Below are 24,366 nucleotides of genomic sequence, written 5' to 3'. Positions count from 1 at the left end.
GCGCCCCGCGCCCCCGCGGCCACTCTCGCGCTCCGGGCCCTGCCGCGCACGCGCTCCACCGCCCGCCGCTGACGCGCTCCGGGCCCCGTTGCCCGCGTGTTCCGGCCCCCGCCGCCCGCACGTTCCGGGCCCGCGCCACCCGGGCGGTCGTACGGCCCCTCGGCTGCGCCGCCGCGCCACTCCGGCGGCAACCCGCACGGAGCATCCGAAACCGACAAACCGCCACAATTCATAGCAATGTGGGGAAGGTCCCGGACCGAATCCCGAACCTCCCGGAGGTCCTTGTGCGGCGGTCAGACCTCGCGTCAGACAACCCGGGGGACGGCGCCCCCGGAACGGGCGCCGTCCCCCGGTCGCCGGGCGTGCCGTCCGGCGCGCGGCGCCGGGTCCTGCGGGCGTTCGCCGCCGCCGTCGCCGGCTTCTCCGCGCTCGTCGCGTGGACCTTGATGACCGGTCCGGCCGCCGGCGCCACCGAGAGCAGCGCGTGCCTGCTGCCGCGCACCGCCGTGCACCACTCCGAGGGGGTCGACGGCTGGGACGGCGACTACGCCCGCCCGGCCGGCGACGTCAAGGCGCTGATGGTCTTCCTGTCCTTTCCCGGCACCGACCCGCAGCTGACCCCCGCGCAGGTCGCCGCCGACCACTACCCGGCCACCGGCCGGTTCTGGGCCAACGCCTCCTACGGCCAGTTCCGGCTGCACCTGCACGCCGAGACCCGCTGGCTGCGGATGCCCCACCCGGCGACGGACTACCTGATCAGCCGGAACTGGGACGCGGCCGACCGCGACGCCTACCTGCGCGACGCGATCGCCACCGCCGACCCGTCGGTGGACTTCGCCGGCTACGACGTGATCTACCTCGTCGCCGACCCGGACGCGCCCGGCGTCGACTCCGACGCCACCAAGGTGGTGAACCTCGCCACCCCGATCAGCGTCGACGGCAACCCGGTCCGCCGGATGGTGACCGTCTTCGAGCACCACCCGCCGGACCGCAACGTGCTCGCCCACGAGACCGGCCACATCTTCGACCTGCCCGACCTGTACTACCAGCCGCCGCCCGGCAGCAACGCCGACTGGGACACCCACGTCGGCGACTGGGACCTGATGGGCAGCCAGTTCGGGCTGGCCCCCGACCCCTTCGCCTGGCACAAGTGGCGGTTGGGCTGGCTCGGACCGGACCAGGTCGGCTGCATCGTCGGCATCGGCACCACCTACCACGACCTCAGCCCCGACGAGACGCCCGGCGGCACCAAGCTCCTGGTGGTGCGCACCGGCGAGGACACCGCGCTGGCGATGGAGGCCCGCACCCGTACCGGCAACGACCGCGCCTCCTGCAGCGAGGGCGTCCTGCTCTACGACGTGCGCTCCGACCGCGAGTCCGGCGACGGGCCGATCGACGTGATCGACGGCCATCCGGGGCACTCCGCGTGCCCGGCCACCTCCGTCTACCCGCCGCTGGCCGACGCGCCGCTGGGCGTCGGCGAGTCGTACACGGTGCCCGGCGGCAGCACCCAGGTCACCGTCCTCGGCCGGCAGACCGACGGCACCTGGTCGGTCCGGGTCACCGAGGCCGCCACCCAGGCCACCAACCAGCCGTCCGGCGTCGGCACGGTGGACTGACCGATGGCCGGCCGCTTCCGTTCCGGCGCCCGGGACCGCTCCCGCCCCCGCGCCCGCTCCGGCACGCAGACCAGGACCGGCGCCCGCTCACGCCCCGGCATACGCGCCGCCGCCCTCGCCGCCTGCGGCCTGCTCGCGGTCGGGTCCACGGTGATCGCCGAGCCCCGGCTGGTCGGCTCCAACGCCGCGCCGCCGCCCGCCAGCCGCCCCTGCGCGCTGCGCGCCAAGCCCGGCGTCGCCATGTCGGAGGGCTTCCCGCCGCACCCGTACCACGGCACCGACGAGGAGTTCGCCCCCTCCACCGGCAAGGTCCGCGCGCTCACCCTGCTGATCGACTTCCCCGACGCCAAGGCCCCCTACAGCGCCCGCGAGCGGTACTCCGAGTTCTTCCCGGCGGTCAAGCAGTGGTACGCCACCGCCTCCTACGGCCGGCTCGACTACCGGTCGACCCCGGTGCTGCGCTGGATACGCATGCCGCGGCCCTTCTCCGCGTACGGGATCGGCCGCGGCTACGGCTGGGACGCGCACACCGAGATGATGCGGGACCTGATCAAGGCCGCCGGCACGAGCGTGGACTTCCGCGGCTACGACATCGTCAACATCCTCGTCACCCCCAACGCCGGGCCACCGGCCGACCAGGCGGTGCTCTCCGTGACCTGGACCGGCGCCTCGGCCGCCACCACCGACGACGGCACCCACCTGGACAAGGTCTCGCTGATCTACGGCCACGACCAGTCCGGCTTCCGCGTCCTGGCGCACGAGAACGGCCACGCGCTCGGCCTGCCCGACCTCTACTCCGCCGACGACTTCCCGCGCACCGACCGCCTCGCCGGCCAGTGGGACACCATGTCGCTGGACTGGGGGCTGCAGGGCGACCTGCTCGCCTGGCACAAGTGGAAGCTCGGCTGGATCGACGACCGGCAGATCGACTGCGTCACCACCGCCGGCACCCGGACGTACAAGCTGCGGCCGATCGAGGTGCCCGGCGGCGGCAAGGCGGTGGTCATACCGTTCGGCGACACCACGGCGTACGTCCTGGAGCTGCGCGAGCCGCTGGGCAACGACAAGGACGCCTGCCGCAAGGGGATACTCGCCTACCGGGTGCGCACCGACGTCGACTCCGGGAAGGGCCCGGTCACCGTCGAGGACGCCCATCCGCTCACCGGCGCCTGCGACTTCAGCAGCGCGTCGTTCAACTCCCTCAACGACGCGCCCTTCACCCCCGGCGAGGGGTGGACCGACACGGCGGACGGCTTCGACTTCAAGGTGCTCTCACCGGACGCGGCGGGCGACTGGCGGGTGCGGGTCACCCGCCGCTGAACCGGGCCGATCGGCGGACCGGCCGACCGCGGGAAAGCGGGGCCGGCCGAGGCCGATCGGGAGGGCGATCAGGAGAGCAGTTCGGCCTCAAGGGTGATGTTCACGCCCGCCAGTGCCTTGCTGACCGGGCAGTTCGCCTTCGCGTCCTGCGCGGCGGCCTCGAACGCCTCGGCGGTCAGGCCCGGCACGCGCGCCGTCACCGCGAGGGTGATCCCGGTGATGCCCTCACCCGGCTGGAACGTGACGTTCGCCACGGTCTGGACGGTCTCGGGCGGGGTGCCCGCGCCCGCCAGGCCGTGCGAGAGCGCCATGGAGTAGCAGGAGGAGTGGGCGGCGGCGATCAGCTCCTCGGGGCTGGTCTTGCCGTTCGCCGCCTCGGCGCGCGACGGCCACGACACCTCGTACGTGCCCACGCCAGAGGTGTCCAGCGAGACCGTCCCGGCGCCGCCCATCAGCGGGCCCTTCCACTGGGTCGTCGCGGTACGAGTGGTTGCCATGGTGAAGCCTCCAAGAGTACGAACCGGCAGGCGGCTCGCGCCGCCGTAGGAACGCTACCTCGCGGCGGGGCGGGCGCGGGCGAAGGCACCGGTGCGCACGAGGAGTTCGCGCGGCGTTCGGGTACCCGGTACGGCGAGAGGTCCGGATTCCCGGGTTCCCGGGCACGACGAAGGCCCTCCGCTTCCGCGGAGGGCCTTCGTCTCTCAGGTGCGCCGCCAGGGACTCGAACCCCGGACCCGCTGATTAAGAGTCAGCTGCTCTAACCAACTGAGCTAGCGGCGCCTGCTGACGTCGTAGACATTAGCACCCGCTCCAGCAGGGTGTGAAATCGATGGACGTCAGCTCGTCGCGGGTGTGCTGACCAGCGGCGGAGCCGGCGGCACCGGCCGTGGCCGGTCCTGCCGGACCGCCCTGACGCAGGCCCACAGCAGCACGTCCGCGCGGGGCAGCCAGGGCTTGCGGGTGTCCGGCGCGACCACCCAGCGGGAGCGGCCGGTCTCGGGGCGCGGACCGCTCCCGCCGGCGGGCGCGCAGTCGTAGAGCGGCGGCACCGTCACCGCGTCGCCGCGGCCGTGGCAGAGCAGCGGCGGCACCCGGCGGCCCCACTCCTCCCACTCCAGCAGCGCGGGCAGCCGGTGGGCGGTGCCGGGCGCGGCCAGCACCAGCACCCGGCCGCGGTGCACGGCGGCGGGGCCGCTGCCGGGGCCCGCCGACCATAACTGCTCCAGCACCCGCCGCCCGAAGAGCAACGGCAGGTTGACCACGTCGAAGGCGGTGCCGCACGGCAGTACGCTCGGCGCGGCCGGGCGGGCCGCCCACAGCGCCTGGACGCTGCGCGGGAAGGCACTGGCGGAGGCGAGCCACTCGGCGCCCGCCGAGGTGACGTACGCGGTGTGGTGCTGACGCTGGATCTCGTCCATGGAAACTACATCTACCGACTGCATGCTTGCCCCCCGGGAGAATCCGGCGAAAGCGGGACAGGGGCGGCGCGGGGGAGTACCTTGCCCCGTCGGGGAAGCGGTCGGGGGAACGGCCGGGGGCGCGGTCGGCGCCAGTTTCGGGGAAGCGGTCGAACGGCCGGGGGTGCGGTCGGCGGCACGGCCGGGGTGCGGCTACGGGGTGGCGCCGCCGCTCTTGATCAGGCCCTCGCCGTACTCGACCATCTTCTTCGCGTAGTCCTCGGTCCATCCGGCCCGCTCGGCGAGCTTCGCGAACGTCAGCCGGTCGAAGCGGCGCGGGTCCGCGAGTTGGGCCGCCGCCATCGCCTGGAAGTCCGTGGCGCGGTCGGCCGCCGCGCGGAACGCCACCGCCAGTTCGGTGGCCCGCTCCAGCAACTCCCGCGGGTCGTCCATCGACTCGAGGTCGAAGAACCGGTCCGCCCCCTCCTCCGGTGCCGCCCCCGGTTCGAACAGCAGCGGAACGGGCCGTTTCGGCCGCTCGCCGCCCGGCCGGCCCGCCTGTGGCGGCTGGCTCATCCCTACCTCCCAAGCTCGGCAACCCTTCCATTGTCCCGCACCCACCCTCCGCCTCTCCGGGCCGCCGGCGCCGGGAAGGCGTCAGGGGGCGGGGGTGAGGGTGGTCGTGATGAGGCCGCGGAGCCAGTGGTGGGCGGCGTCGCGGTCGTGGCGGGCGTGCCAGGCGAGGACGGCGGGGACCGGCGGGGTGGGGCCGGGGAGGGGGTAGGCGCGCAGGTGGGCGGGGAGGACGTGGCCGGTGAGCGTCTCGGGGGCGACGGTGAGCAGGGGGTGGGCGGCGACGGCGCCGAGCGCCAGCGCGAGGGTGGGCACGGTGAACGCGACGTGCCGGCGCCGGTGCTGGGTGTCGAGGAGGTCGTCGATGCGGTCCCGGGTGCGGCCCCGGCGGGAGACGACGACGTGCGCGAGGGACGCGAACCCGTCCCAGGTGGTGGGGTCGTGCGGCAGGTCGTGGCGGCCGACGGCGGCGAGGCGGTCGCTGAACAGCGTGGTGGAGCGGGTGTCCGCGTGGTCGGGCGCGGTGTCGCCGATCTGGATGTCGACACGGCCCCGCCGCAGCTCGTCGGCGGTGGTGGCGCCCTCCGCGAGCAGGCGCAGGCAGACGCCGGGAGCCGTGTCGGCGAGTGCCGCGGCCAGGCGCGGCAGGAGGGCGCCGGCGACCACGTCGTTGCACTGGAGGGTGAAGGTGCGCTCCAGCGTGGCGGGGTCCACCTGGGCGCTCGGGGTGAGGACGCTCTGGGCGCGCGTGACGAGCCGGTGGACCTCCTCGCGGACCTCCTCGGCGTACGGGGTGGGCAGCATCTGCCGGCCGGAGCGGACCAGGATCTCGTCCCCGGTCGCCTGCCTGATCCGGCTGAGCGTGCGGCTCATGGCGGGCTGCGAGAGGTGCAGCCGGTCGGCGGCGCCGCTCACGCTGCTCTCGTCGAGCAGGGCGTCCAGGGCGGTGAGCAGGTTCAAGTCCACATGCATGGAGGTAATGCTAGCTATCCGAAGTATGCATTTGAAGTTATATGAGTGCGCTTGTTGACTGGCATCAGTGCTGCTCCGGGCGCGGGGGCCTTCGGGCACCCCCGGCTCGTCGGAGCACTTCGGGCGCGTAGGGCACGTCGGGAAACAAGGAGGCAGCGATGCGTACAGTGATCGCCGGAGGCGGCCTGGTCGGGCTCACCGCAGCGGCATCCCTTCAGTCGATCGGCCACGAGGTCACGGTGCTGGAGCAGGCGCCGGAGGTGCGGGCCGCGGGCGCGGGGATCGGCCTGTGGCCCAACGCGCTGCGCGAGTTCGACCGGATCGGCGTCGGCGCCCGGCTGCGCGAGATGGGCGCCTGGATCGACACCTGGTTCTTCGACCCGGCCGGCCGCCCGCAGCGCGCCGCCGGCTACGACGCCGACGACCACCGCTTCCTGCTCGTGCCCCGACCCGGCCTGAACCGGCTGCTCGCCGACCGGGTCGGCCGGGACCGTATCCGCCTTGGCGCCCGGGCCACCGGCTACACGGAGACGGACACCGAGGTCGTCGTCCACGTCGACGGCGGTGCGGACGTACGGGCCGACCTGCTGATCGGCGCCGACGGCGTCCACTCCCGTATCCGTGCCGTCCTGGTGCCGGGCAGCCAGGCCGTCGCGCACGAAGGGCACTTCGCCTGGCGCGCGGTGGTCCCCGCGGGGCGGGAACGTCCCGAGGGCAGCGTGCTCACCATCGGGCGGGAGCGCGCCCGCGGCGGATACGCGCCGGTCGCCCCGGGGCAGACCATGTGGATGGTCAACCAGTTCGAGGCCGGCCCGCTGACCGGCACCAAGCGGGAGCGCGCGCTGGCGCGGGCCGCGCACCTCGCCGAGGCGGGCTGGCACGAGGACCTGCTGGAGATGATCGCCGCGACCCCGGAAGAGGCCATCCTGGAGAACCAGATCACCCTGGTGCCCCCGCTGCCGCGCTGGACGAGCCCGCGGGTCGCGCTGATCGGTGACGCCGCCCACGGCCTCTCCCCCCACATCGCCGCCGGCGGCACCCTCGGCGTCGAAGACGTCGGCGTGCTCCGTGCCCGCCTCTCCGACAGCCCCGACACCGCGACCGCCCTCACCCGCTACGAACAGCAGCGTGCCGCCCGCTTCGACCAGGTCCGCGAGCACTCCGCCGCGGTCGAAATCGCCTCAGACGCCGCCGAGTTCGCCGAACGCTACGCCGCGTTCAGCCACTGGATGCTCACCACCTGACCGCCGGCGGGTGGTCGGGAATCCCCGCCGCTGGGGCAGGGCGCGCGGGTCGGGCGGGCCACAACCTTGGCTGGTCGCGCGGTTCCCCCCGCCCCTTGGGGGATGCGGTCCTTCCGCGGAGGAGCCGCACGTACCCAGGGGCGCTGGGGGCACCTCCCGGCGATGCCGGGGGGCACCAGCCGTGTACCGGCAGGTGGTCCCCCCGACCGGCAGAACGCACCACCCCGGAGGGCCCAGCTCGCTACGACCGCCAGAGCGTGCGGTGCTCGGCGAGGTGGGCCAGGACCGAGTGGTTGGCCTCCCAGCCGTCGGGGAACTTGACGGTGACGCCGAGCCGGACCGGCTCGGAGGAGGGGTGCTCGTCGAGCAGGTCGGCCACCCCGGCCCGGCAGACGACGATGCAGGCGTGCCGATGCCGGGACGCCAGCACGCACAACCGCCCGGTTTCGAGGTGGAACGCGGTGGCGTCGGGACGCCCGGACAGCGGGTGCAGGACGACCGTGACGTCGAACTCCCGCCCCTGGAGCCGGTTGGCGGTGTCCACCGCGACCCCGGAGACCCCGAGGGCCGTGAGCGCGGCGCGCACCGCGGCGGCCTGGTCGCGGTGGGCGGTGCCGACCGCGATCCGCTCGGCGGTGAGCGGCGCGGGGTCCGGGTCGGGCGCGGAGTACGTGAGCCCGCCGCGGTCGAGCAGGCGGCGGACGAGCAGCGCGACCGCCCGTACGGCCTCGGGGTCGGTCCGCGGGGTGTGCCGGGCGGGCAGCTCCAGCAGACCCCAGCCGCTCTCCGCGGCCTCGTCCAGGGTGCGGTCGAGCCCGCCGCCGTCGCCGCGCACGCCGAAGCCGAGCCGCCGGTCGCCGGGCCCGGTGCCGCTGCGGAACGGCGTGTACGGATAGAACGCCCGCGACACCAGCGGAGCGGCGGACGCGGGCAGCCGCCAGGACACCGGCAACCGGTGCTGCGGCAGGCCGGGGTTGTGCGCGAGCAGCGTCACCACCGCGCTCGCCGACGGGTCCCAGCTCAGCCCGGCCCACTGCTCCGCGCCCACCACGCTGAACGGGTCGAGCTGGCCCGGATCACCCACGAACAGGGCGCGTTCGAAGAGCCCGGCGACCTGGAGCAGCGCGTCCGACCGCATCTGGTACGCCTCGTCCACGATGGCGTGCCGCCACGGCTCGACGTCCTTGACGTACGCCCACTTGGCCGCGGTCGCGATCACCACCGCGCGGTCCCGCAACTCGGCGACGGAGGTGGACTTCGCCAGGGACGGGTGGCGGTCGAGCGCGGGGTCGGGCGGCGAGTCGGTGCCGTGCAGCCGGCCCACCGGCAGGTCGGGGTCGGCCGTGGCCAGCCGGTCGGCGAGGTCGTCGACCTGGGCGTTGGTCTGCGCCACGATCATCAACGACTCGCCCGCCGCGGCCAGTTCGCGCGCCGCGCGCACCACGAGCGTGGACTTGCCCGCACCCGGTGGCGAGTCCACGACGACTCCCCGCGCGGTGCCGTGCAGGGTGCTCGCGAGGATCGCCGAGGTCGCCTCGGCGGCGGCCCGGCCCGGGTCGAACGGCTCGTCCGCGCCCTGCGGGCCGTACGCCCCGCCGGCGGCGGCCGTGCCGGGGCTTCGCACGGGCTGGGTCACAGGTAGTCCTCCGCGGTCACGGGGTCGGGGGCGGTCGGGGCGGGCTCCGAGCCGGGCGGGCCGCCGTGCGTCCACGGGGTCTGCTCCGCGTCGGGGAGGGCCGGGCCGCTTCTCGGGTCGTGCTCGAACAGCGTGAAGGTGACCGTGTCGCCGGGGGCCGGCACCGAGCCTTCCCGCGGGGTGCGGCCACTGCCCATGCCGCCGGTCAGCTTCACCCGCACGCTCCACGCGGGGCCGTCCGCGGCAGCGCCGTCGGGGGTGCCGGCGGTGCCACTGAGGTCGTGGGTGCCGTGGGTGCCGTCGGTGTCCGGGTCCCCCGCCGTACGCACCTCCAGCGCCGTACGCACCTCGATCAGTTCCGCCCCCTGCGCCGACTTCGCGTCCGGAAGCGCGCGGTACGCCTTCGCGCCCGGCTCGGCCTGCGGCAGGTCGTCGGTGGCGATCGTGAGGAGGGGCCGGGGCATGGGGCGGCGGCCCTCGGACCAGGTCATCTCGACCTCGACGACCGTGCCGGTGAACGCCTCGCCGGACAGCCGTCGCGCCGCCATGGCGAGGGGGTCGTCCAGCGCTTCCTGGGCGGCGAGCCGGGCCTGCGCGGTCTCCCGCCCGGCGAGCTTCTGGGCCGCGGCGATCGCGTCGTCCCGCTTCGGCTGCGGCGGCTCTCCCGCGCCGACCCGGTCGCGGTGCCCGGTGAACGACCAGCGGTCCCGCTTCCACCGCTCCTCGACGTGGGCGCCCTCGGGCAGGGCCCGCAGCAGGTCGAGTCCGCGCCACATGTCGTCCCAGGTGGGGCGGAGCTGGGAGGCGACCAGATCCCGTATCCCCGCTTCGGCGGCGGCCCGCTCGGGCGCGGTGCGGGCCTTGTCGTAACGGGCCTGGGCGGGGGCGAGGACGCGGTTGTCGAAGACCGGGTCGGTGGCCGGGCCGGCCGGGGGGCTGAGCAGCAGGCCGTCGGGGGCGCGGCCGGTCTGGGCGCGGGCGGCGGCGGTGGGCCCGTCGAGGCCGGGCGGCGGGTCGATCCAGCCGAGCAGGGCGCCCAGGTGCTGGTCCTCCATGGCGCTCTGGCCGGTGGCCCAGTGCCGGGTGAGCAGGTCGGTCATGGCGAGCAGCAGGCCGCTGCCGGGGGTGCGAGCACGCTCGGCGTAGTGGGTGAGCCAGCGGCCCAGCAGCGGCACGGGGACCGGCACCGGGTGGGGGGCGTCCGGGTCCTCGACGGTGCGCAGGAAGCGGGTGGAGCGGCCGACCAGCCGGACGTACTCCAGGGCGGCGCCGTTGGGCACGACGACCTGGAGGGCGTCCGCGCACAGCTCGGTCTCCTCGCGGTTGCGGGTGGCCGGCTCGACCTCCACCTCGTCGCAGTAGCGGTCCAGCGCGAGGAGCAGTTCCCGGGCGAGCCCGGCGAAGAAGCCGAACCGCAGCTCGCGGTCGAGCGGTTGCGGCACCACCAGCAGCTCGGGCGCGTCCCGGTCGGTGCCGATCATCGCGCCCAGCGGCGCGCCCGCCTCGCCCGCGGTGGTCAGCGGCACCAGCACCAGCGGCCGGTCGGAGAGGTGGCAGTGGCGTACGGTCGCCGCCGGGACGGCCCGCCGGGCGGAGACCGCCTCGGCGCGGGCGAGGGTGTGCAGCACGCTCACGCCGGGCCTCCCGGCACACGCCCCGCGCCGGCGGCAGGCTGCTCGGCGGTGGTGGCGGCCGGCGCGCGTGGCGCGGGCGGTCGGGCCGGGGCCCGGGCCGGGACCTGAGCGGCGGTGGGGGCGGTGGCGTCGTCGCCGGCCGGGCCGGGCGCGGCCTCCGCCGCGGCGGACATCGCCTCCTCGCGCAGCGCGGCGGCCCGGCGCAGGGCCGCGACCGCCGGGTCCCGCGGGTCGCCCGCGCGGCCGTGCGCGGCGGCGAGCACCGCCTCGACGGTGGTGAGGTCGCCGAGCTCGCCGCGCAGCGAACGGCCCAGGGCCTCGACCCTGCCCGCCGCGCGGGACCGGTCCCGGCAGTGGAAGGCCAGCTCGCAGGTGGACAGGCACTCGGGGGCGTACGCGGCGGGGACGGTGTCCACGGCGGCGGCCAGCTCGGCCCGCGGCCGGGTCGGGGTGCGGCCGTCGGGCGTGTACGACAGGTCGAAGGTGGTGCCCTCCGGCAGCAGGTCGGTGATGTCCGAGATCCGGGTGAGCCGGGTGAGCTGGCGGCGGGTGACGGCGAGCTGCTTGCGGATGTCGACCCGGTCGGCGGTGGGCAGGTTGGAGAAGTCCTTGGGGCAGACCAGCAGGATGTCGGCGCGGGTCCGGCCCGGGTCGACGGCGTCCAACGCGAGTACGTAGACCGCCGACTGCCGGGCCGCCGCGCCGACTTTCATCGCGTCGGCGCCGCCGTCCAGGATCGGGAAGGACTTGATCTCGACCACGGTCCAGGTGCCGTCGGGCGCGATCACCACCGCGTCGGGTTCGAGGTGGACCGTGGACCCCGCGACGTCCAGGGCGAGCAGCGGGTGGTCGAGCAGGGTCCACTCGCCCGGTACGGCCTCGGCCAGCGCCATCCGGGTCCTGGCCACCCGCCCCTCGGGTCCGGGAGCCGACAGGTCGGGCAGCGACGCCTTGCCCTCGGAGCCGAGCAGCCGCAGCAGTTCGGCGCAGCCGTCGGCCTTGACCCGCGCCTCGAAGGCGTGGCCGCGGGAGAAGGCGAACCGGGACTGGCCGAACCGGGCGGGGGAGCCGAGCGCTTCGGCGACCGCGCCCTTGTCCACCCCGGCGGCGTCCATCACCGCGCGGCGCTTGCAGCCGGGGTTGGCGGCGAGCGCGGCCAGCGCCCGCGCGTCCATCGGGCGGGATGCGGTGGTGGGGCCGCGCAGGACGGCCAGCCGCTCCCGCAGGGAGTGCGTAGTGCTCACCCGGGAGAGTGTGGCATCCGGCAGTGACAACCGGGCCCAGGCGGCCCGGAACGCACCCTCCGGGCGGGTCAGTTGCGCGCGGCCGGTTCGCCGTCGGGCAGGGGCGCGGTGCCGCTGCTGTCGTCGGGAGCCGGGGTCGGGCGCGGCACGGACGGCGCGGCGGCGGGGTCCGCGCTCTCCGTCGCCGGTTCGCCGCCCGAGGGGGCGGCGGATGCCGTTCCCGTGATGCTCGTCGCATCCCGCGGGGCGCCGCCGGAAGCGGTCGATCCGGCCGGCGCGGCCACGGCAGCCGCCGTACCCGCGAGAGCACCCGTGGCCGTATCCGCGCTCGCGTCGGCGGCGTCCTCGCCCCGGGCCGCGGCCGGCCGCCCGAAGCCGTACCGCGTGTACAGCGCGTCCACCATCCGCAGCGCCGGCTTGGCCAGCAGGAAGCCGATGCCCATCACCAGCACGCCCGCGGCGGCGTCCAGCAGGTAGTGGTTGGCGGTGCCCATCACCACGAACGCGGTCATCAGCGGGTAGATCACGCCGAGGGTGCGCACCGTCCAGTGCCGCCCGTAGCGGAAGAGCATGATCCCGCACCACAGCGACCAGCCGACGTGCAGGCTCGGCATCGCCGCGTACTGGTTGGTGAGGTCGCCCATGCCCCGCGGCGCGCTCGCCTCGCTGCCCCACCAGCCGTAGGAGCCGTACTGCGCCATGGTGTCGATGAAGCCGTGGTGGCCGGTGAGCAGCCGGGGCGGCGCGGTGGGCATCAGGGTGAAGCCGATCAGCCCGATCAGGGTGGACAGCATCAGCCAGGTGCGGGCCATCCGGTAGTGGGTGGGCCGGCGGCGCCACAGCCAGACCAGGACCGTCGGGGTGACGATGTAGTGCAGCGACGCGTACGCGAAGTCGGCCGGCACGCCGAGGAAGGCGTGGTCGGTGAAGAGCCGGTTGAACCAGCGCTCCGGGTCGATGTGCACGATCTGCTCGAAGTGCAGGATGTCGGCGCCGTGCTGCACGGCGCTGCTCACGTCGCCCCGCACCAGCAGCCGCGCTCCGGAGTAGAGCGCGTAGACCACGGCGATGAGCGGAAGTTCGGTCCACCAGCGCAGCCTGCCGCGGTAGGCAGCGGCGCGCGGCGCAGTGGCGGTGATCGTCATCCGGACGTCTCTCCAGGTTCTCCGTTGGCCGCGGGTCCGGCGGTCTGGTCGGTGGCGTAGGCTCAACCGTACGCCGTACGTTACGTGCGGCGCACATCGCCCCCGAAGTTTCGCAGATACCCCGAGTTCGTACGGTGTTCAGCCCGGTTGTGCAGGGTAAGGACACCGCGAAGGACGCCCCGGTTCCGCTCCCGGGTTGCCTGCCGCGAGGTACGAAGGACGAGAACAGAGATCCCGATGTCGGTATCCCCGTCGGCCCAGCCGCTCCGCTCCCCGCGGCGCCGCGCACCCCGTAACACGCTCAACCCGGATCGTATCCTTGATGCCGCCATCGCTCTGCTCGATCGGGACGGCGCCGAGGCTTTCACCATGCGCGCGCTCGCCGAGCAGTTGGGCGTCGCCACGATGGCCGTCTACTCGCACTTCCGCGGCAAGGACGAGATCAGCGACGCCGTCGCCCAGCGCCTGCTGGACACCGTGGAGCTGCCGAGCGCCTGCGGCGCCCACCCGGACCGCGAGCTGCGCGAGGTCTGCCTCGGCGTCTACCGGCTCTTCACCGAGCACCCCTCCGCGCTCCAGCTCCTCACCACCCGCTCCACCCGGGGCGACGACGCGATCGCCGTGATCGACCGGATGCTCGCGCTGCTGCGCGCGTCGGGGCTGTCCCCGCAGGCCGCGGTGCGCGCGCATGTGGCGCTGATGCAGTACACCGTGGGCTCCGCGCTGTGGAGCACCCGGCGCGCCCGGGTGCTGTGCGAGAAGGGAGCCCGCGAGCGGGTCCGGGCCAAGCTGGACGCGCTCCCGGCCGAGCGCTACCCGGCGCTGGCCTCGCTGGTCCCCGAGCTGCTGTGCGCGCAGGAGGACGCCGGGGCGCAGTACGAATGGGGGCTCGACCAGCTGCTGCGAGGGCTGCTCGCCGAGGTCTGACGGCGGTGGGCGATGATGGAGGCGTTTCGGCCCGGTCCGCGAAAGGTCCTTCGGTATGGCAGTGGTGGCGCCGCGTATTCTCCTGGTCCGGCACGGGCAGACGGAGTGGTCCCGCACCGGGCGGCACACCGGCCGCACCGACATCCCGCTCACCGAGGAGGGCCGGCGCACCGCGCTGCTGCTCGGTGAACGCCTCGCCCGCGCCCCCTGGAACGGCCTGCCCGACGCCGAGGTGCGCACCTCGCCGCTGCTGCGCGCCGCCGGCACCGCCGACCTCGCCGGGTTCGGCCGGGCCAAGGAGTGGGACGCCCTGCTCGAATGGGACTACGGGCAGTACGAAGGGCTGACGCCCGCGCAGCTCCAGGAGTTGCGGCCCGGCTTCCACATCTGGCGGGACGGGGTGCCCGGCGGGGAGAGCCTGGCCGCGGTCGCCGAACGCGCGGACGAGGTGATCGGGTGGGCCCGGTCCGCGCCGCGTGACGTGCTGGTCTTCGCGCACGGCCACTTCCTGCGCGTCCTGGGCGCGCGGTGGCTCGGCTTCGACCCGGCCTTCGCGGCCGCGCTGCGTCTCGACCCGGCCTCGCTGTCGGTCCTCGGCTGGGCCTACGGCGCGCCGGCGATCGAGCGCTGGAACGATTCGGCGCACCTCGAGTAGCCCGCGGGCGGCGGCTCCCTGGTGACCTCCCCGGTCGCCTCGGCGGTGACGTTCCTCTGCGGCCTCGGCGGCTCCCCGGTGGCCCTCGCCCGCAGGCCCCCGGCACCCCCGAACAGGGGGGCGGCGTGGGGATTCGCCAGGCAACGCCACCCCTGGCGACGGCCCCCCGGTACCACGGATGCCGTTGTACGAAGTGGGAGCCGATCACGTCGGCTCCCCCTTGGAGGGAGGTTGCCGTGGAGAAGAGCAGTACTTCGGGCCACAGCCCCGAACCGAGCGTGCCCCCGGCGCGGGAGGTGGTGACCGTGCCGTCCAGGCAGGGTCTGGAGGCCGTGGACCTGCTCCGGTTGAGCACGGGCGTGGGGCCGGTGTTCCACGACCGCGTCGGGGACAGCCTGGCGTTCCTGGTCCCGCTGGGCACCGCGGACCGCTGGGACCTGCCCGGCAGCCAGTGTCACCGTACGGGCGGCGACCTGACCCCCTGCGGCAGCGGCTGGGTGGTCCCGCCGCACACCGACCGGGCGGTGACGGACCCGGCGGTGCTGCGGGAGGCGCTGGGCGTGGCCGCACGGACCATCGAGCTGGTCGACGGGTTCGCACAGCAGCCGCAGCACCAGCCGCAGCAGCACCAGCCGCAGCAGCACCAGCCGCCGGCGTCGTCGTCGTCAGGTGGCGTGACGCCGGCGTGAGGTCGGCCGCGTCCTGAGCGCGGGATACGGCGCCGAGACCGTGGCCGGGTGGACCGCGAACGTCGACGGCGGTGTCGTCGTCGATAATCGGACCATGGCACGTCATCGGCGCGGTACCGAGGAGCCCCGCACCACACCCGTGGGCGGGGGCCTCGCCGAGCTGCGCCCGGACCGCGAGCGGCCGCGGGCGTGGACCCTGCTGGTGGGCGGCGCCCCGCACTCCCATGTGGACCTCGCCGACCCGGCCCACCTCGACTTCGCCTACCAGCGCAGGCTCGGCCATGTCATCGACCTCGCCGCGCCCCCCGGCCGCCCGCTGCGGGTGGTGCACCTCGGCGGCGGCGCGCTCACCCTCGCCCGCTACACCGCGCACACCCGGCCGCGGTCGACCCAGCAGGTCGTCGAGCTCGACACCGCGCTCACCGAGCTGGTCCGGGCCGAACTCCCCTGGGACCGCGCCTGGCGGATCAAGGTACGCGGCGGCGACGCGCGGGAGGGCCTGGCGAAGGTCCCCGACGGCTGGGCCGACCTGCTGATCGCCGACGTCTTCGCGGCCGCCCGCACCCCCGCGCACCTCACCAGCGCCGAGTTCCTCGCCGACGTCCGCCGCGCCCTCGACCCCCAGGGCCTCTACGCCGCCAACCTCACCGACGGCGGCGCACTCGCCTTCCTGCGCGGCCAAGTCGCCACCGCACAGGCCGCGTTCGCCGAGACCGCGCTCGCCGCCGACCCGGCGGTGCTGCGCGGCAAGCGCTTCGGCAACGCGATCCTCCTCGCCGCCGACCGCCCTCTGCCCGTCGCCGAACTCACCCGCCGCGTCGCCACCGACCCCCACCCCGGCCGCGTCGAACATGGCCGCGCCCTCGCCGACTTCACCGCCGGCGCCCCCGTCGTCACCGACACCACGGCCACCGCCTCCCCGCCGCCCCCCGCCCACGTCTTCGACTGACCCGCCCGGCCCGTCCAGGGCAGGATGGGGGCGTGCGCAGAGGAGCACTGCACGTCGGCGTCTGGGCAGTGGCTACCGCGGTGGCGGTCGCCATGTCCTGGTTCGGCGTGCGCTCGGTGCTCCGCGGCACCGCCTACGACCCCCCGCGCACCCTCCCGATCCCCGCGGCGAGCAGCGGCCCCCCACCCGGCATCTCCAGCGCCGTCCACCGCCCCAAACCCTCACCCCACCCCACCACTTCACGACCCCCCGCCTCCCCCCACCCCACCGGCGACCCCGCCGACGTCCACAGCTACACCGTCGCCGGCGGCCAGGTCGTCCTCGACCTCGGCCCCACCTCCGCCTCCCTCGTCTCCGCAACCCCCGACCCCAACTGGCAGATGCAGCTCTGGACCACCCAACCCGGCTGGCTCCGCGTCACCTTCACCTCCCCCTCCACCTCCACCGCCTCCACCCTCCTCTGCACCTGGAACGGCCACCCCCCAACCGTCCAGACCTACAAAGACGGCTGACAATTCCAGCCCGACCACAACCCAGCCCGAGCAAACCCAGCCCGAGCAAACCCAGCCCGACCAAACCCAGCCCGACCAAAGAACCGGCCCGAGCAAAACCCAGCCCGCGCGGCGTTTGAGCGCAAAAGTGACGCGCCCACGTCCACCACCCCAAGCCCGCGCGGCGTTTGAGCGCAGACAAGCTCCCCCGGGCGAGCAACCCCGGCTCTTCCCGCGGAGCGAATTCGCTAGGTTCGGCTCCATGGCAACAGTCCTCGTCGTCGAAGACGACCAGTTCGTGCGGTCCGCCCTCATCCGGCATCTCGGCGACGCCGGGCACACCGTGCGCAGCGTCGGCACCGCGCTGGAGGCGCTGCGCGAGGTGGCGCAGGTCGGCTTCGACGTGGTGATCCTCGATCTGGGGCTGCCGGACCTGGACGGCTCCGAGGCGCTGAAGATGCTGCGCGGGCTGAGCGACGTACCGGTGATCGTGGCGACCGCGCGGGACGACGAGGCCGAGATCGTACGGCTGTTGAACGCCGGTGCCGACGACTACCTGGTGAAGCCGTTCTCCGTGGAGCACCTGTCGGCGCGGCTGGCGGCGGTGCTGCGGCGGGCGCGCGGCGGGGCGGCGGGGGAGCCGGCCGGCGGCGGGCGGATCAGGGTCGGCGGCCTCGAGATCGACGTACGGCGCCGGCTGGCGTTGCTGGACGGTGGCCGACTCGACCTCACCCGGCGGGAGTTCGACCTGCTGGCGTTCCTGGCGGCCCGCCCGGGCGTGGTGGTGCCGCGCCGCGAGCTGCTCGCGGAGGTGTGGCGGCAGTCGTACGGCGACGACCAGACCATCGACGTGCACCTGTCGTGGCTGCGCCGCAAGCTCGGCGAGACCGCGGCCCGGCCGCGCTACCTGCACACGCTGCGCGGGGTCGGCGTCAAGCTGGAGCCGCCGGCGTGACCGGCATACGGAGGGCGGCCCGGCGATGAGATGGGCGCTGATACGGGTGTCGGTGGCGGTCACCGCGATGGTGGTGCTCGCCTTCGCGGTGCCGCTCGGCCTGGTGGTCAGGGAACTGGCCAGGGACCGCGCGCTGACCAACGCCGAACGGCAGGCCGCCGCCGTGGCGCCGGCGCTGGCCATCACCACCGACCGCACCGAACTCGCCCGGGCCGTCGCCACCGCCCAGGCCGGCGGCGAGAACCGGATCGCGCTGCGCATCCCCGCCACCGCGCACTCGGCGGCGGTCGACCTCGGCCGGCACCGCGCCCCGCGGGCCGCGTTCGACGACGCGTCGGCGCACGGCGAGGCCGCGACCGTACGGGTGGCCGGTGGATACGCCCTGCTGCGGCCGACCGCGGTCGGGACCGGCACGATCGCGGTCGTCGAGGTGTTCGTGCCCGAGGCCGACGTCACCCGGGGAGTGGCCACGGCGTGGCTGGTGCTCGGCGCCGTCGGGCTGGGCCTGATCGCGGGTTCCGTGGTGGTCGCGGACCGGCTCGGCAGCCGTACGATCCGGCCCGCGGTACGGCTGGCGGGCGCCGCGCGCCGGCTCGGCGAGGGGGACCTCGCGGTCCGGGTGCCCGAGGCGGGGCCGGACGAACTGCGGTCGGCCGCAGCCGCGTTCAACGCGATGGCCGACCAGGTCGTCCAACTCCTCGCCAACGAGCGGGAACTCGCCGCCGACCTCTCGCACCGGCTGCGTACCCCGCTGACCGTACTGCGGCTCAACACCGCCTCCCTCGGGGAGAGTCCGGCCGCCGAGCACACCCGCGCGGCCGTCGCCCAACTCGAACGCGAGGTGGACCAGATCATCCGTTCCGCGCGCGAGCAGCGGTCCGGCCCGGCGGTGCCCGCGGGATGCGACGCGGCCGAGGTGGTGCGCGAGCGGATGGCGTTCTGGTCCGCGCTCGCGGAGGACGAGAACCGCGAGGTGCGCACGGCCGGCGCCGACCGGCCGGTACGGGTGCCGGTCGCCCGGGCGGACCTCGCCGCCGCGCTCGACGCGATGCTCGGCAACGTCTTCCGGCACACCCCGGAGGGGACGGCCTTCGCCGTGGACGTGCACGAGTTCGACGGCGCGGTGATCCTGCTCGTCTCCGACGCCGGCCCCGGCGTCGCCGACCCCGCCGCCGCGCTCCGGCGCGGCCACGGCGACGGCGGTCCCGGGTCCACCGGACTCGGGCTCGACATCGTGCGCCGGGTCGCCGAGTCCACCGGAGGGGACCTGGCCATCGGCCGCAGCGTCCTCGGCGGCACCGAACTCCGTATCCGCCTCACCCGCACCCTCCCCACCCCCGCCCCTCGCCCCACCCACCGCCGCGGCTAGGTCGTCTTTGGGAAGCCTCCTGACTTCGGCGGGGGAGGTGCCCCCATCCCGTGGCGCTTGGCCCGCACGCTCTCCCCCTGCCTTCGGCGGGTGGGGGTGCCTCCGGCGAAGCCAGGGGGAGTGCCCCCGGCGTTGTCGGGCTGGTCCGAGCAGGCCCACCACGAGGGCAACCCTCCGCCGTGCGATCTGGTGGCACCTCCCACGCCGAAGGCTGTGGGGGAGCACCGGACGCCACGGGCCCCGCCCTTCGGGCGGACGGCGCTACGTCCACAGCACGGCCTGGGGTCTGTCGGGTGGATCTCCGCGGTGTCGCGGCGTCCGGCACGCGCATCCGCCGCGTTCTCGTCGGTTGCCGGCTCCCCCACGGCCTGGGGCGTGAGGGCGCCCCACCGCGTCGACTCCCTCTTCCGCCTTGCAGCTTGGGGGCGGGGGCCACCGGACGCCGCTCCTTCACCCACGGAGATCCACCCGGCAGGCACCAGCCGTGTTGACCCGGGGAGGCGGGTGCGGCTCAGCCGCCGGCAGGCGACCGCGGGGTTTCGGAGCGGTAGGTGTGGCCGAGTTCCGGGCCGAGCCCGAAGTAGTGGCGGAAGTTGTAGACGAGAGGGCTCCAGGCGGCCGGATCGACATGGTGGGTACCGGGCACGACGATCCGGGGATCGGCGTGCACCCGGAGGACCGCTGCTTCCACGATGACGAAGTCACCGGAGACGTCCGCCCGCACCCGTTCGGCGCGGGCCTCGAACTGGAGCGGGCAGGTCGCGACGCGAGGCGGCCGGACCAGGTCGGAGGGTTCGCCGCGCAGCCCGGCCGCGCCGAACTTGTCCGGCTCGAACCGGCAGCCCGCGGCCTTGCCCTCGGGCACCGGATTCCGCCCGGTCAGCGGCGCCAGCCGCTCCACCGCGGGCCACTGCGCGGGCGCGGGCAGGCTGATCACCAGTTCGGGCCGGACCGCGAGGTTGCGCGCGGTCTGCCCCTCCCCGCCGAGGCCGAGCACGATCGTCCGGCCGAGCGCCCACGCCGAGGACATCGGAGCGAGGTTGAACGAGCCGTCCGCGTTCTCGGTGCTGAGGAGCACCACCGGCGTGCCGAAGTACAGCACGCTGGGCTCGATGACCTGGTGCGACGGTGCCTGTCCCTGTCCCTGTGCCTGTCCCTGTGCCTGTGCCGATACCGGGGCGGGTGCCGTCGGTGGTGCGGTCGCCCCGGGCCCGGCACTCGTGGATGCGCTGTTCATGGCCCGGACCCTACGAACCGGACGCTTCGGCGGCCGCCGAAGCGTCCGGCGCGACAATGGACCGTATGCACACGCACGGCGCACGCGACGCGGGCCCGGACCTCGCCCGCGTGGCCGGGCTGATCGCCGACGGCACCCGGGCGGGCTTCTGCCTGGCGCTGCTCGACGGCCGGGCCTGGACGGCGAGCGAACTGGCCCGCCACATGGGCGTCGCCGCCTCGACCGCGACCGGGCACCTCAACGCGCTGGTGGCGGGTGGCCTGCTCGCGGAGGCGCGGCAAGGGCGCCATCGGTACGTACGGTTGGCGGGCCCGCAGGTGGCCGAGCTGATCGAGGGCCTCGCGGCGCTCGCCCCGGCCCGCACCCCGCCGCCCCCGCCACCGTCGCTGTCGGCGTCCGGCCGCCGCCAGGCCCTTGCCCACGCCCGCACCTGCTACGACCACCTCGCCGGGACCCTCGGCGTCGCGATCACCGACGCGATGGCCGCGCGCGGCCTGTTGAGCGACGCCCACGGCCTCGGGCTGACCGCTGAGGGGGCCGCCTGGCTCACCGGCCTGGGCATCGCCGTGCCCGCGGGCAGCCGCCGGCCCGCGGTGCGCTCGTGCCTGGACTGGACCGAGCGCCGTCCGCACCTCGCGGGCAGCGTCGGCGCCGCGCTGTGCCGGCACGCCTTCGACGCGGGGTGGATCACCCGGATCGGCACCACCCGCGCGGTGGCGGTCACCCCGGCGGGCCGGCACGCCCTGCACGACCTGCTCGGCCTGCCCGCCGACGTCCTCCCGGCACCCGGCCGCACCGCCGGGACGCCGGCCGCCCGCGGCTAGCTTCACCTCGTACGGCGGACCGCCGCCGGAGTGCGTATCACCCCAGTGACTTGTGTGAGTGGCGGTGCGGGTGGGGCGTCCATAGCGTCGAGTCGGCGGCCCGAGCCGCCGTTTTTACGTCGATGCCCCTGCGCGGGGCCGAACGGAAGCGGGTCGGGCGATGGGTCGGGCGATGGTGAAGCGCGTGGTAGCGGGGACGTCGGTGGCAGCAGCGGCGGTGGCGGCGGTGGGAGCCGGGGGAGCACCCGCACAGGCGGCCTCCGTGCGGGTGGTGCACCCGGGGGAGTCGATCCAGGCGGCGGTGGACGCGGCCGCGCCGGGCGACACCGTACTGGTGCTGCCGGGCACGTACCGGGGCAGCGTGCAGATCAGCAAGCCGCGGGTGACGCTGCGCGGCACCGGCGCGGGCATCACCGTACTGGCCCCGGCCACGACGGCGTCCGACCCGCAGAGCACGACCGGTCCGGCGAACCCCGCGACGAATCCTGCGACGAATCCCGCGACCAACCCCGCGACGAACCCCGACACCGGGAACGCGACAAGCACCAGCACCAGCGCCGTCGCCTGTGCCGCGGCCGGTGACGGCCTGTGCGTCACGGGCGCGGACGGCGTGCGCGTCGAGTCCCTGACGGTCACCGGCTTCGCGAAGTACGGCATCTGGGCCACCTCCGCCGACCGCCTCACCGTCGACCACGTGCGGGCCGACGCCAACGGCCAGTACGGCATCGGCCAGGAGAAGTCGATCCGTTCGCGGTTCACCTCCAACGAGGCGAGCGGCAACGGCGAGGCGGGCCTGTTCGTGGCGAACGCCGTCTCCGAGGAGGGCGGCGCCACCGACACGCAGGGCACCGAGATCCGCGGGAACGCCCTCACCGGCAACCACATGGGCCTGGTCGTCCGCCGGCTGCGCCGCGTCACGGTCGACGCCAACACGATCTCCGGCAACTGCGCCGGCGTCTTCCTCGTCGGCGACGAGAACACCCCGCGCGCGGGCGAGATGACGGTCACCGGCAACTCGGTCGACGCGAACAACGCCTACTGCGCGGCCACCGCCCGCCTGCCCTACGTCCAGGGCTCCGGCATCGTGCTGACCGGCGTGGAGAACACCCTGGTGAGCGGCAACGAGGTCACCGGCAACGTCGGCGCCTCCCCGCTGTCCGGCGGCGTCGTGCTCTTCCCGAGCTTCACCGGCAAGCCCGACTCCGGCAACACCGTGCGGAACAACACGCTGCTGCACAACGGCCCGGCCGACCTCGCCGACCGTGACCACGGCACCGGCAACACCTTCACCGCGAACGAATGCCAGGTCTCCCTGCCCGCGGGCCACTGCTGACCTGCGGTGCCCGAAACCGCCATGACGCCATGAGAAAGGGCGGCACCATGACGACCACCCCGGACACCGAGGCCCAACGGGGGGCCCAGCCGCCCCCGTCCGACCCCGCCGCGGCCGAAGGCTCGGCCGGAAACCCCGGAGCCGCCGCGGGAGCCGCCTCGATGCGGCTGCGCGAGATCGTCTTCGGCGCCGCCTGCGCCGCGTCCGTACGCGCCGCCGCCCGGCTGGGACTTCCCGACGCCCTCGGTGAATCCCCGCGCACCGCGGAGGAGTTGGCCGCCGACCTCGACGTGCGGCCGGAGCCGCTGCGCCGGCTGCTGCGCGCGCTCGCCTGCTACGGGGTCTTCACCGAGGAGGCGGACGGCCGCTTCACGCACACCGAGATGTCACGGCTGCTGTGCGAGGACGCGCCCGGCAGCCTGCACCACATCGCGCTGTGGTGCACCGAGCCGTGGACCTGGGACGCCTGGCCGCGCCTGGACGAGGCGGTCAGGTCCGGCCGCGACGTCTTCGCCGACCTCTACGGCAAGAGCTTCTTCGAGTACCTGCACGCCGACGCGGCCGACTCCGCCCGCGTCTTCGACCGCGCGATGACCTCCTCCAGCCGGCAGGCGGCCCGCGACCTCGCCGCGTATGTCGACCTGACCGGCGTCCGCAGCGTCGCCGACATCGGCGGCGGCCAGGGGCTCGCGCTCGCCGGGCTGCTGGAGAAGGAACCCGGCCTGCACGGAACCCTGCTGGACCTGCCCGACGTCGTCGCCCACGCCGACCCGCGGCTGCGGGACGGCGGGGCGCTCGCCGGCCGGGTCCGGCTCGTGCCCGGCGACTGCCGCACCGAGATCCCGGTCCGGGCCGACCTCTACGTGCTGAAGAACATCCTCGAATGGGACGACGCCAGCACCCGTGCCACCCTGCGCAACGTCGTGGCCGCCGCGGAGCCCGGCGCCCGGGTCCTGGTGATCGAGAACCTCGTCGACGACAGCCCCTCCATGCGGTTCACCACCGCGATGGACCTGCTGCTCCTGCTCAACGTCGGCGGCGCGAAGCACTCCCGGGCGAGCATGACCGCGCTCATGGCCGAGGCCGGGCTCCCCGTGAGTGCGGTACGACCGGTCAACCCCCACCTGTTCGCGTTCGAGTCCCGGGTGAACTGACCCTCCGGGGCGGGTGGTCCTGTCGGTTCCAGGACCACCCCCCGGTGGAGGGCCGGGGTACCTCCCAGGCGGAGTTCCGGGAGAGCGCGGCTCCCCGCGCCCCTGGTCTCAGGGGCGCGGGGAGACCTGGCGGAACGGCTAGTCGCGTTCCCAGCGGTAGAACTCCTGGGCCATCGCGTCCTTCGGCTCGCGCCAGTTGACCGGGTCGTACGCCGACACGTAGGGCGCGAGGGCCTCGCTGATGCGGCGGAACTCGGGGTGCCCGGTGTGCTTGGCGACCTCGGGTCCCGGCGGCCGGTCGGCCTCGATCAGGTGCAGGTAGAGGTCGTCGTGGAACCGGAAGAGGCTGCGCCCGGTGACGCCGATCAGCCCGGGCAGTTCACCGCGGTCCGACGCGGCGAACTCCTCGGCGATGGCGGCCGCGGCGTCCGGCTTCATCCGGGCCACGATCAGGCTGCGGTGCATGCGCGCTCACGCCCCCTCGGCGGTGCGGGGCGGCATCGCGGACAGCCCGCGCTCGGCGGCCTGCTTCTCGACGCGCTCGCGGATGCGCTCCATCTGGACCACGGAGTTGCGGTTGATCCGGTCGGTCATGGCCGCGTCGTCCACGGGCGCGGTCGGCTTCATCGCGAAGTCCTGCACCCACCGCATGGAGGTGCCGCCGGGCACCTCGGCGTACTCCCAGTGGATGTCCATGTGCGCGAACGGGCCGGTCTCCACCCGCCGGGCGCGCACGGTCAGGTTGCGGCGGTCGGTCACCCGCTCGGAGACCCAGCTCCACACGGTGCCGTTCTCGTCGGGGTGCATGGTGAGCCGGAAGGTGACCTTGTCGCCCTCGCGCGCCATGATCTCGACGGCGGCGTACTCGCTGAACAGCTGCGGCCAGCTCTCCAGGTCGTTGGTGAGGTCCCAGGTGAGGTCCACCGGGGCGGCGATGATGATCTCGTTCTCGGTGTGCCCTGCGGTCGATGCTGCCATGAGCTGAACTCCTTCTCGTCG

General features: G+C 74.8%; 24 protein-coding genes and 1 tRNA gene. 13 read left to right on the top strand and 12 right to left on the bottom strand.

The features are described 5' to 3' along the window. The first annotated feature begins 362 nt into the window (after positions 1-362). Both ACIPAE_RS06085 and ACIPAE_RS06080 read left to right on the top strand, forming a co-directional pair. Positions 363-1,619 carry a M6 family metalloprotease domain-containing protein gene (locus ACIPAE_RS06085; RefSeq protein WP_402443173.1) on the top strand — a complete coding sequence of 419 codons (1,257 nt, stop codon included), beginning with the start codon at positions 363-365 and terminating at the stop codon, positions 1,617-1,619. A gap of 3 nt (positions 1,620-1,622) precedes the next feature. Next, entirely contained in the window at positions 1,623-2,939 is a 1,317-nt protein-coding gene (locus ACIPAE_RS06080; RefSeq protein ID WP_329369172.1) for a M6 family metalloprotease domain-containing protein, read from the top strand. 68 nt (positions 2,940-3,007) lie between these two features. On the opposite strand, the gene ACIPAE_RS06075 is transcribed toward ACIPAE_RS06080, so the two are convergent. The 5 genes from ACIPAE_RS06075 to ACIPAE_RS06055 form a co-directional block, all read right to left on the bottom strand. Then, positions 3,008-3,436: an OsmC family peroxiredoxin gene (locus ACIPAE_RS06075; RefSeq protein ID WP_329369174.1), complete on the bottom strand. Its 429-nt coding sequence runs from the start codon at positions 3,434-3,436 to the stop codon at positions 3,008-3,010. A 209-nt stretch (positions 3,437-3,645) separates the two neighbouring features. Continuing rightward, positions 3,646-3,719: transfer RNA gene (locus ACIPAE_RS06070), tRNA-Lys, on the bottom strand. A 56-nt stretch (positions 3,720-3,775) separates the two neighbouring features. Then, entirely contained in the window at positions 3,776-4,357 is a 582-nt protein-coding gene (locus tag ACIPAE_RS06065) for a bifunctional DNA primase/polymerase (RefSeq protein ID WP_402443171.1), read from the bottom strand. A 192-nt stretch (positions 4,358-4,549) separates the two neighbouring features. Continuing rightward, positions 4,550-4,912: a hypothetical protein gene (locus ACIPAE_RS06060; protein WP_329369177.1), complete on the bottom strand. Its 363-nt coding sequence runs from the start codon at positions 4,910-4,912 to the stop codon at positions 4,550-4,552. A gap of 81 nt (positions 4,913-4,993) precedes the next feature. Continuing rightward, complete coding sequence (locus tag ACIPAE_RS06055) at positions 4,994-5,881, bottom strand: LysR family transcriptional regulator (RefSeq protein ID WP_402443168.1); 888 nt, start codon at positions 5,879-5,881, stop codon at positions 4,994-4,996. Between the two features lie 158 nt (positions 5,882-6,039). Here ACIPAE_RS06055 and ACIPAE_RS06050 point away from each other — a divergent pair, with 158 nt between their 5' ends. Further along, positions 6,040-7,125, top strand: coding sequence for an FAD-dependent monooxygenase (locus ACIPAE_RS06050; protein WP_402443166.1), 1,086 nt, complete (start codon positions 6,040-6,042; stop codon positions 7,123-7,125). 241 nt (positions 7,126-7,366) lie between these two features. On the opposite strand, the gene ACIPAE_RS06045 is transcribed toward ACIPAE_RS06050, so the two are convergent. The 4 genes from ACIPAE_RS06045 to ACIPAE_RS06030 form a co-directional block, all read right to left on the bottom strand. After that, positions 7,367-8,749, bottom strand: a complete 1,383-nt coding sequence (locus tag ACIPAE_RS06045) for an AAA domain-containing protein (protein WP_402443329.1) — start codon at positions 8,747-8,749, stop codon at positions 7,367-7,369. Positions 8,750-8,757: 8 nt separating this feature from the next. Continuing rightward, a complete protein-coding gene (locus tag ACIPAE_RS06040; RefSeq protein WP_402443164.1) occupies positions 8,758-10,395 on the bottom strand; it encodes a hypothetical protein in 1,638 nt (545 codons plus the stop codon). Beyond that, a complete protein-coding gene (locus ACIPAE_RS06035; protein WP_402443162.1) occupies positions 10,392-11,639 on the bottom strand; it encodes a hypothetical protein in 1,248 nt (415 codons plus the stop codon). Before ACIPAE_RS06035 ends, ACIPAE_RS06040 begins: the two co-directional genes overlap by 4 nt. A 68-nt stretch (positions 11,640-11,707) precedes the next feature. Next, a complete protein-coding gene (locus ACIPAE_RS06030) occupies positions 11,708-12,784 on the bottom strand; it encodes a phosphatase PAP2 family protein (protein WP_402443160.1) in 1,077 nt (358 codons plus the stop codon). A gap of 237 nt (positions 12,785-13,021) precedes the next feature. On the opposite strand from ACIPAE_RS06030, the gene ACIPAE_RS06025 reads away from it, so the two are divergent. The 7 genes from ACIPAE_RS06025 to ACIPAE_RS05995 all read left to right on the top strand — a co-directional run bounded on the left by ACIPAE_RS06025 (position 13,022) and on the right by ACIPAE_RS05995 (position 18,819). Then, positions 13,022-13,711, top strand: coding sequence for a TetR/AcrR family transcriptional regulator (locus tag ACIPAE_RS06025; RefSeq protein WP_402443158.1), 690 nt, complete (start codon positions 13,022-13,024; stop codon positions 13,709-13,711). Positions 13,712-13,775: 64 nt separating this feature from the next. After that, on the top strand, positions 13,776-14,366 hold the full coding sequence (locus ACIPAE_RS06020) for a histidine phosphatase family protein (protein ID WP_329374281.1): 591 nt from the start codon (positions 13,776-13,778) through the stop codon (positions 14,364-14,366). A gap of 236 nt (positions 14,367-14,602) precedes the next feature. Further along, the gene (locus tag ACIPAE_RS06015; RefSeq protein ID WP_402443156.1) at positions 14,603-15,055 is read left to right on the top strand and encodes a hypothetical protein; all 453 of its coding nucleotides are present in this window, start codon (positions 14,603-14,605) and stop codon (positions 15,053-15,055) included. 94 nt (positions 15,056-15,149) lie between these two features. Beyond that, positions 15,150-16,004 carry a fused MFS/spermidine synthase gene (locus ACIPAE_RS06010; protein ID WP_366410498.1) on the top strand — a complete coding sequence of 285 codons (855 nt, stop codon included), beginning with the start codon at positions 15,150-15,152 and terminating at the stop codon, positions 16,002-16,004. Between the two features lie 32 nt (positions 16,005-16,036). After that, positions 16,037-16,516 carry a hypothetical protein gene (locus ACIPAE_RS06005; protein ID WP_329369190.1) on the top strand — a complete coding sequence of 160 codons (480 nt, stop codon included), beginning with the start codon at positions 16,037-16,039 and terminating at the stop codon, positions 16,514-16,516. 241 nt (positions 16,517-16,757) lie between these two features. Further along, the gene (locus ACIPAE_RS06000) at positions 16,758-17,450 is read left to right on the top strand and encodes a response regulator transcription factor (protein ID WP_329369192.1); all 693 of its coding nucleotides are present in this window, start codon (positions 16,758-16,760) and stop codon (positions 17,448-17,450) included. Positions 17,451-17,475: 25 nt separating this feature from the next. Next, the gene (locus tag ACIPAE_RS05995; protein WP_329369194.1) at positions 17,476-18,819 is read left to right on the top strand and encodes a HAMP domain-containing sensor histidine kinase; all 1,344 of its coding nucleotides are present in this window, start codon (positions 17,476-17,478) and stop codon (positions 18,817-18,819) included. A 511-nt stretch (positions 18,820-19,330) separates the two neighbouring features. On the opposite strand, the gene ACIPAE_RS05990 is transcribed toward ACIPAE_RS05995, so the two are convergent. Next, positions 19,331-20,056 (bottom strand): flavin reductase family protein, encoded by a 726-nt coding sequence (locus ACIPAE_RS05990; RefSeq protein WP_402443152.1) that lies wholly within the window; start codon positions 20,054-20,056, stop codon positions 19,331-19,333. A gap of 65 nt (positions 20,057-20,121) precedes the next feature. On the opposite strand from ACIPAE_RS05990, the gene ACIPAE_RS05985 reads away from it, so the two are divergent. The 3 genes from ACIPAE_RS05985 to ACIPAE_RS05975 all read left to right on the top strand — a co-directional run bounded on the left by ACIPAE_RS05985 (position 20,122) and on the right by ACIPAE_RS05975 (position 23,367). Beyond that, positions 20,122-20,880 carry an ArsR/SmtB family transcription factor gene (locus tag ACIPAE_RS05985; protein WP_402443150.1) on the top strand — a complete coding sequence of 253 codons (759 nt, stop codon included), beginning with the start codon at positions 20,122-20,124 and terminating at the stop codon, positions 20,878-20,880. 184 nt (positions 20,881-21,064) lie between these two features. Then, a complete protein-coding gene (locus ACIPAE_RS05980; RefSeq protein WP_402443148.1) occupies positions 21,065-22,213 on the top strand; it encodes a nitrous oxide reductase family maturation protein NosD in 1,149 nt (382 codons plus the stop codon). 47 nt (positions 22,214-22,260) lie between these two features. Next, positions 22,261-23,367, top strand: coding sequence for a methyltransferase (locus ACIPAE_RS05975; protein ID WP_402443146.1), 1,107 nt, complete (start codon positions 22,261-22,263; stop codon positions 23,365-23,367). A 138-nt stretch (positions 23,368-23,505) separates the two neighbouring features. Here ACIPAE_RS05975 and ACIPAE_RS05970 read toward each other — a convergent pair whose 3' ends face one another. Together ACIPAE_RS05970 and ACIPAE_RS05965 are read right to left on the bottom strand one after the other, a co-directional pair. After that, on the bottom strand, positions 23,506-23,832 hold the full coding sequence (locus tag ACIPAE_RS05970) for a TcmI family type II polyketide cyclase (protein WP_329369200.1): 327 nt from the start codon (positions 23,830-23,832) through the stop codon (positions 23,506-23,508). A 6-nt stretch (positions 23,833-23,838) separates the two neighbouring features. After that, positions 23,839-24,345: an SRPBCC family protein gene (locus ACIPAE_RS05965; RefSeq protein ID WP_328464411.1), complete on the bottom strand. Its 507-nt coding sequence runs from the start codon at positions 24,343-24,345 to the stop codon at positions 23,839-23,841. Positions 24,346-24,366 lie beyond the last annotated feature (21 nt).

The sequence above is a fragment of the Streptomyces sp. NPDC087270 genome, from assembly GCF_044744625.1.
Lineage (GTDB): Bacteria > Actinomycetota > Actinomycetes > Streptomycetales > Streptomycetaceae > Actinacidiphila.
Note: the sequence above shows the minus strand (reverse complement) of the source record. Positions and strands in the feature narration are given on the sequence as shown.

Bases quoted from the DNA above. Each gene is read 5' to 3' on its own strand.
- ACIPAE_RS06080 (WP_329369172.1), top strand. From the start codon at position 1,623: ATGGCCGGCCGCTTCCGTTCCGGCGCCCGGGACCGCTCCCGCCCCCGC.
- ACIPAE_RS06075 (WP_329369174.1), bottom strand. From the start codon at position 3,436: ATGGCAACCACTCGTACCGCGACGACCCAGTGGAAGGGCCCGCTGATG.
- ACIPAE_RS06065 (WP_402443171.1), bottom strand. From the start codon at position 4,357: ATGGACGAGATCCAGCGTCAGCACCACACCGCGTACGTCACCTCGGCG.
- ACIPAE_RS06060 (WP_329369177.1), bottom strand. From the start codon at position 4,912: ATGAGCCAGCCGCCACAGGCGGGCCGGCCGGGCGGCGAGCGGCCGAAA.
- ACIPAE_RS06055 (WP_402443168.1), bottom strand. From the start codon at position 5,881: ATGCATGTGGACTTGAACCTGCTCACCGCCCTGGACGCCCTGCTCGAC.
- ACIPAE_RS06050 (WP_402443166.1), top strand. From the start codon at position 6,040: ATGCGTACAGTGATCGCCGGAGGCGGCCTGGTCGGGCTCACCGCAGCG.
- ACIPAE_RS06030 (WP_402443160.1), bottom strand. From the start codon at position 12,784: ATGACGATCACCGCCACTGCGCCGCGCGCCGCTGCCTACCGCGGCAGG.
- ACIPAE_RS06025 (WP_402443158.1), top strand. From the start codon at position 13,022: ATGTCGGTATCCCCGTCGGCCCAGCCGCTCCGCTCCCCGCGGCGCCGC.
- ACIPAE_RS06010 (WP_366410498.1), top strand. From the start codon at position 15,150: ATGGCACGTCATCGGCGCGGTACCGAGGAGCCCCGCACCACACCCGTG.
- ACIPAE_RS06000 (WP_329369192.1), top strand. From the start codon at position 16,758: ATGGCAACAGTCCTCGTCGTCGAAGACGACCAGTTCGTGCGGTCCGCC.
- ACIPAE_RS05995 (WP_329369194.1), top strand. From the start codon at position 17,476: ATGAGATGGGCGCTGATACGGGTGTCGGTGGCGGTCACCGCGATGGTG.
- ACIPAE_RS05990 (WP_402443152.1), bottom strand. From the start codon at position 20,056: ATGAACAGCGCATCCACGAGTGCCGGGCCCGGGGCGACCGCACCACCG.
- ACIPAE_RS05985 (WP_402443150.1), top strand. From the start codon at position 20,122: ATGCACACGCACGGCGCACGCGACGCGGGCCCGGACCTCGCCCGCGTG.
- ACIPAE_RS05975 (WP_402443146.1), top strand. From the start codon at position 22,261: ATGACGACCACCCCGGACACCGAGGCCCAACGGGGGGCCCAGCCGCCC.
- ACIPAE_RS05970 (WP_329369200.1), bottom strand. From the start codon at position 23,832: ATGCACCGCAGCCTGATCGTGGCCCGGATGAAGCCGGACGCCGCGGCC.
- ACIPAE_RS05965 (WP_328464411.1), bottom strand. From the start codon at position 24,345: ATGGCAGCATCGACCGCAGGGCACACCGAGAACGAGATCATCATCGCC.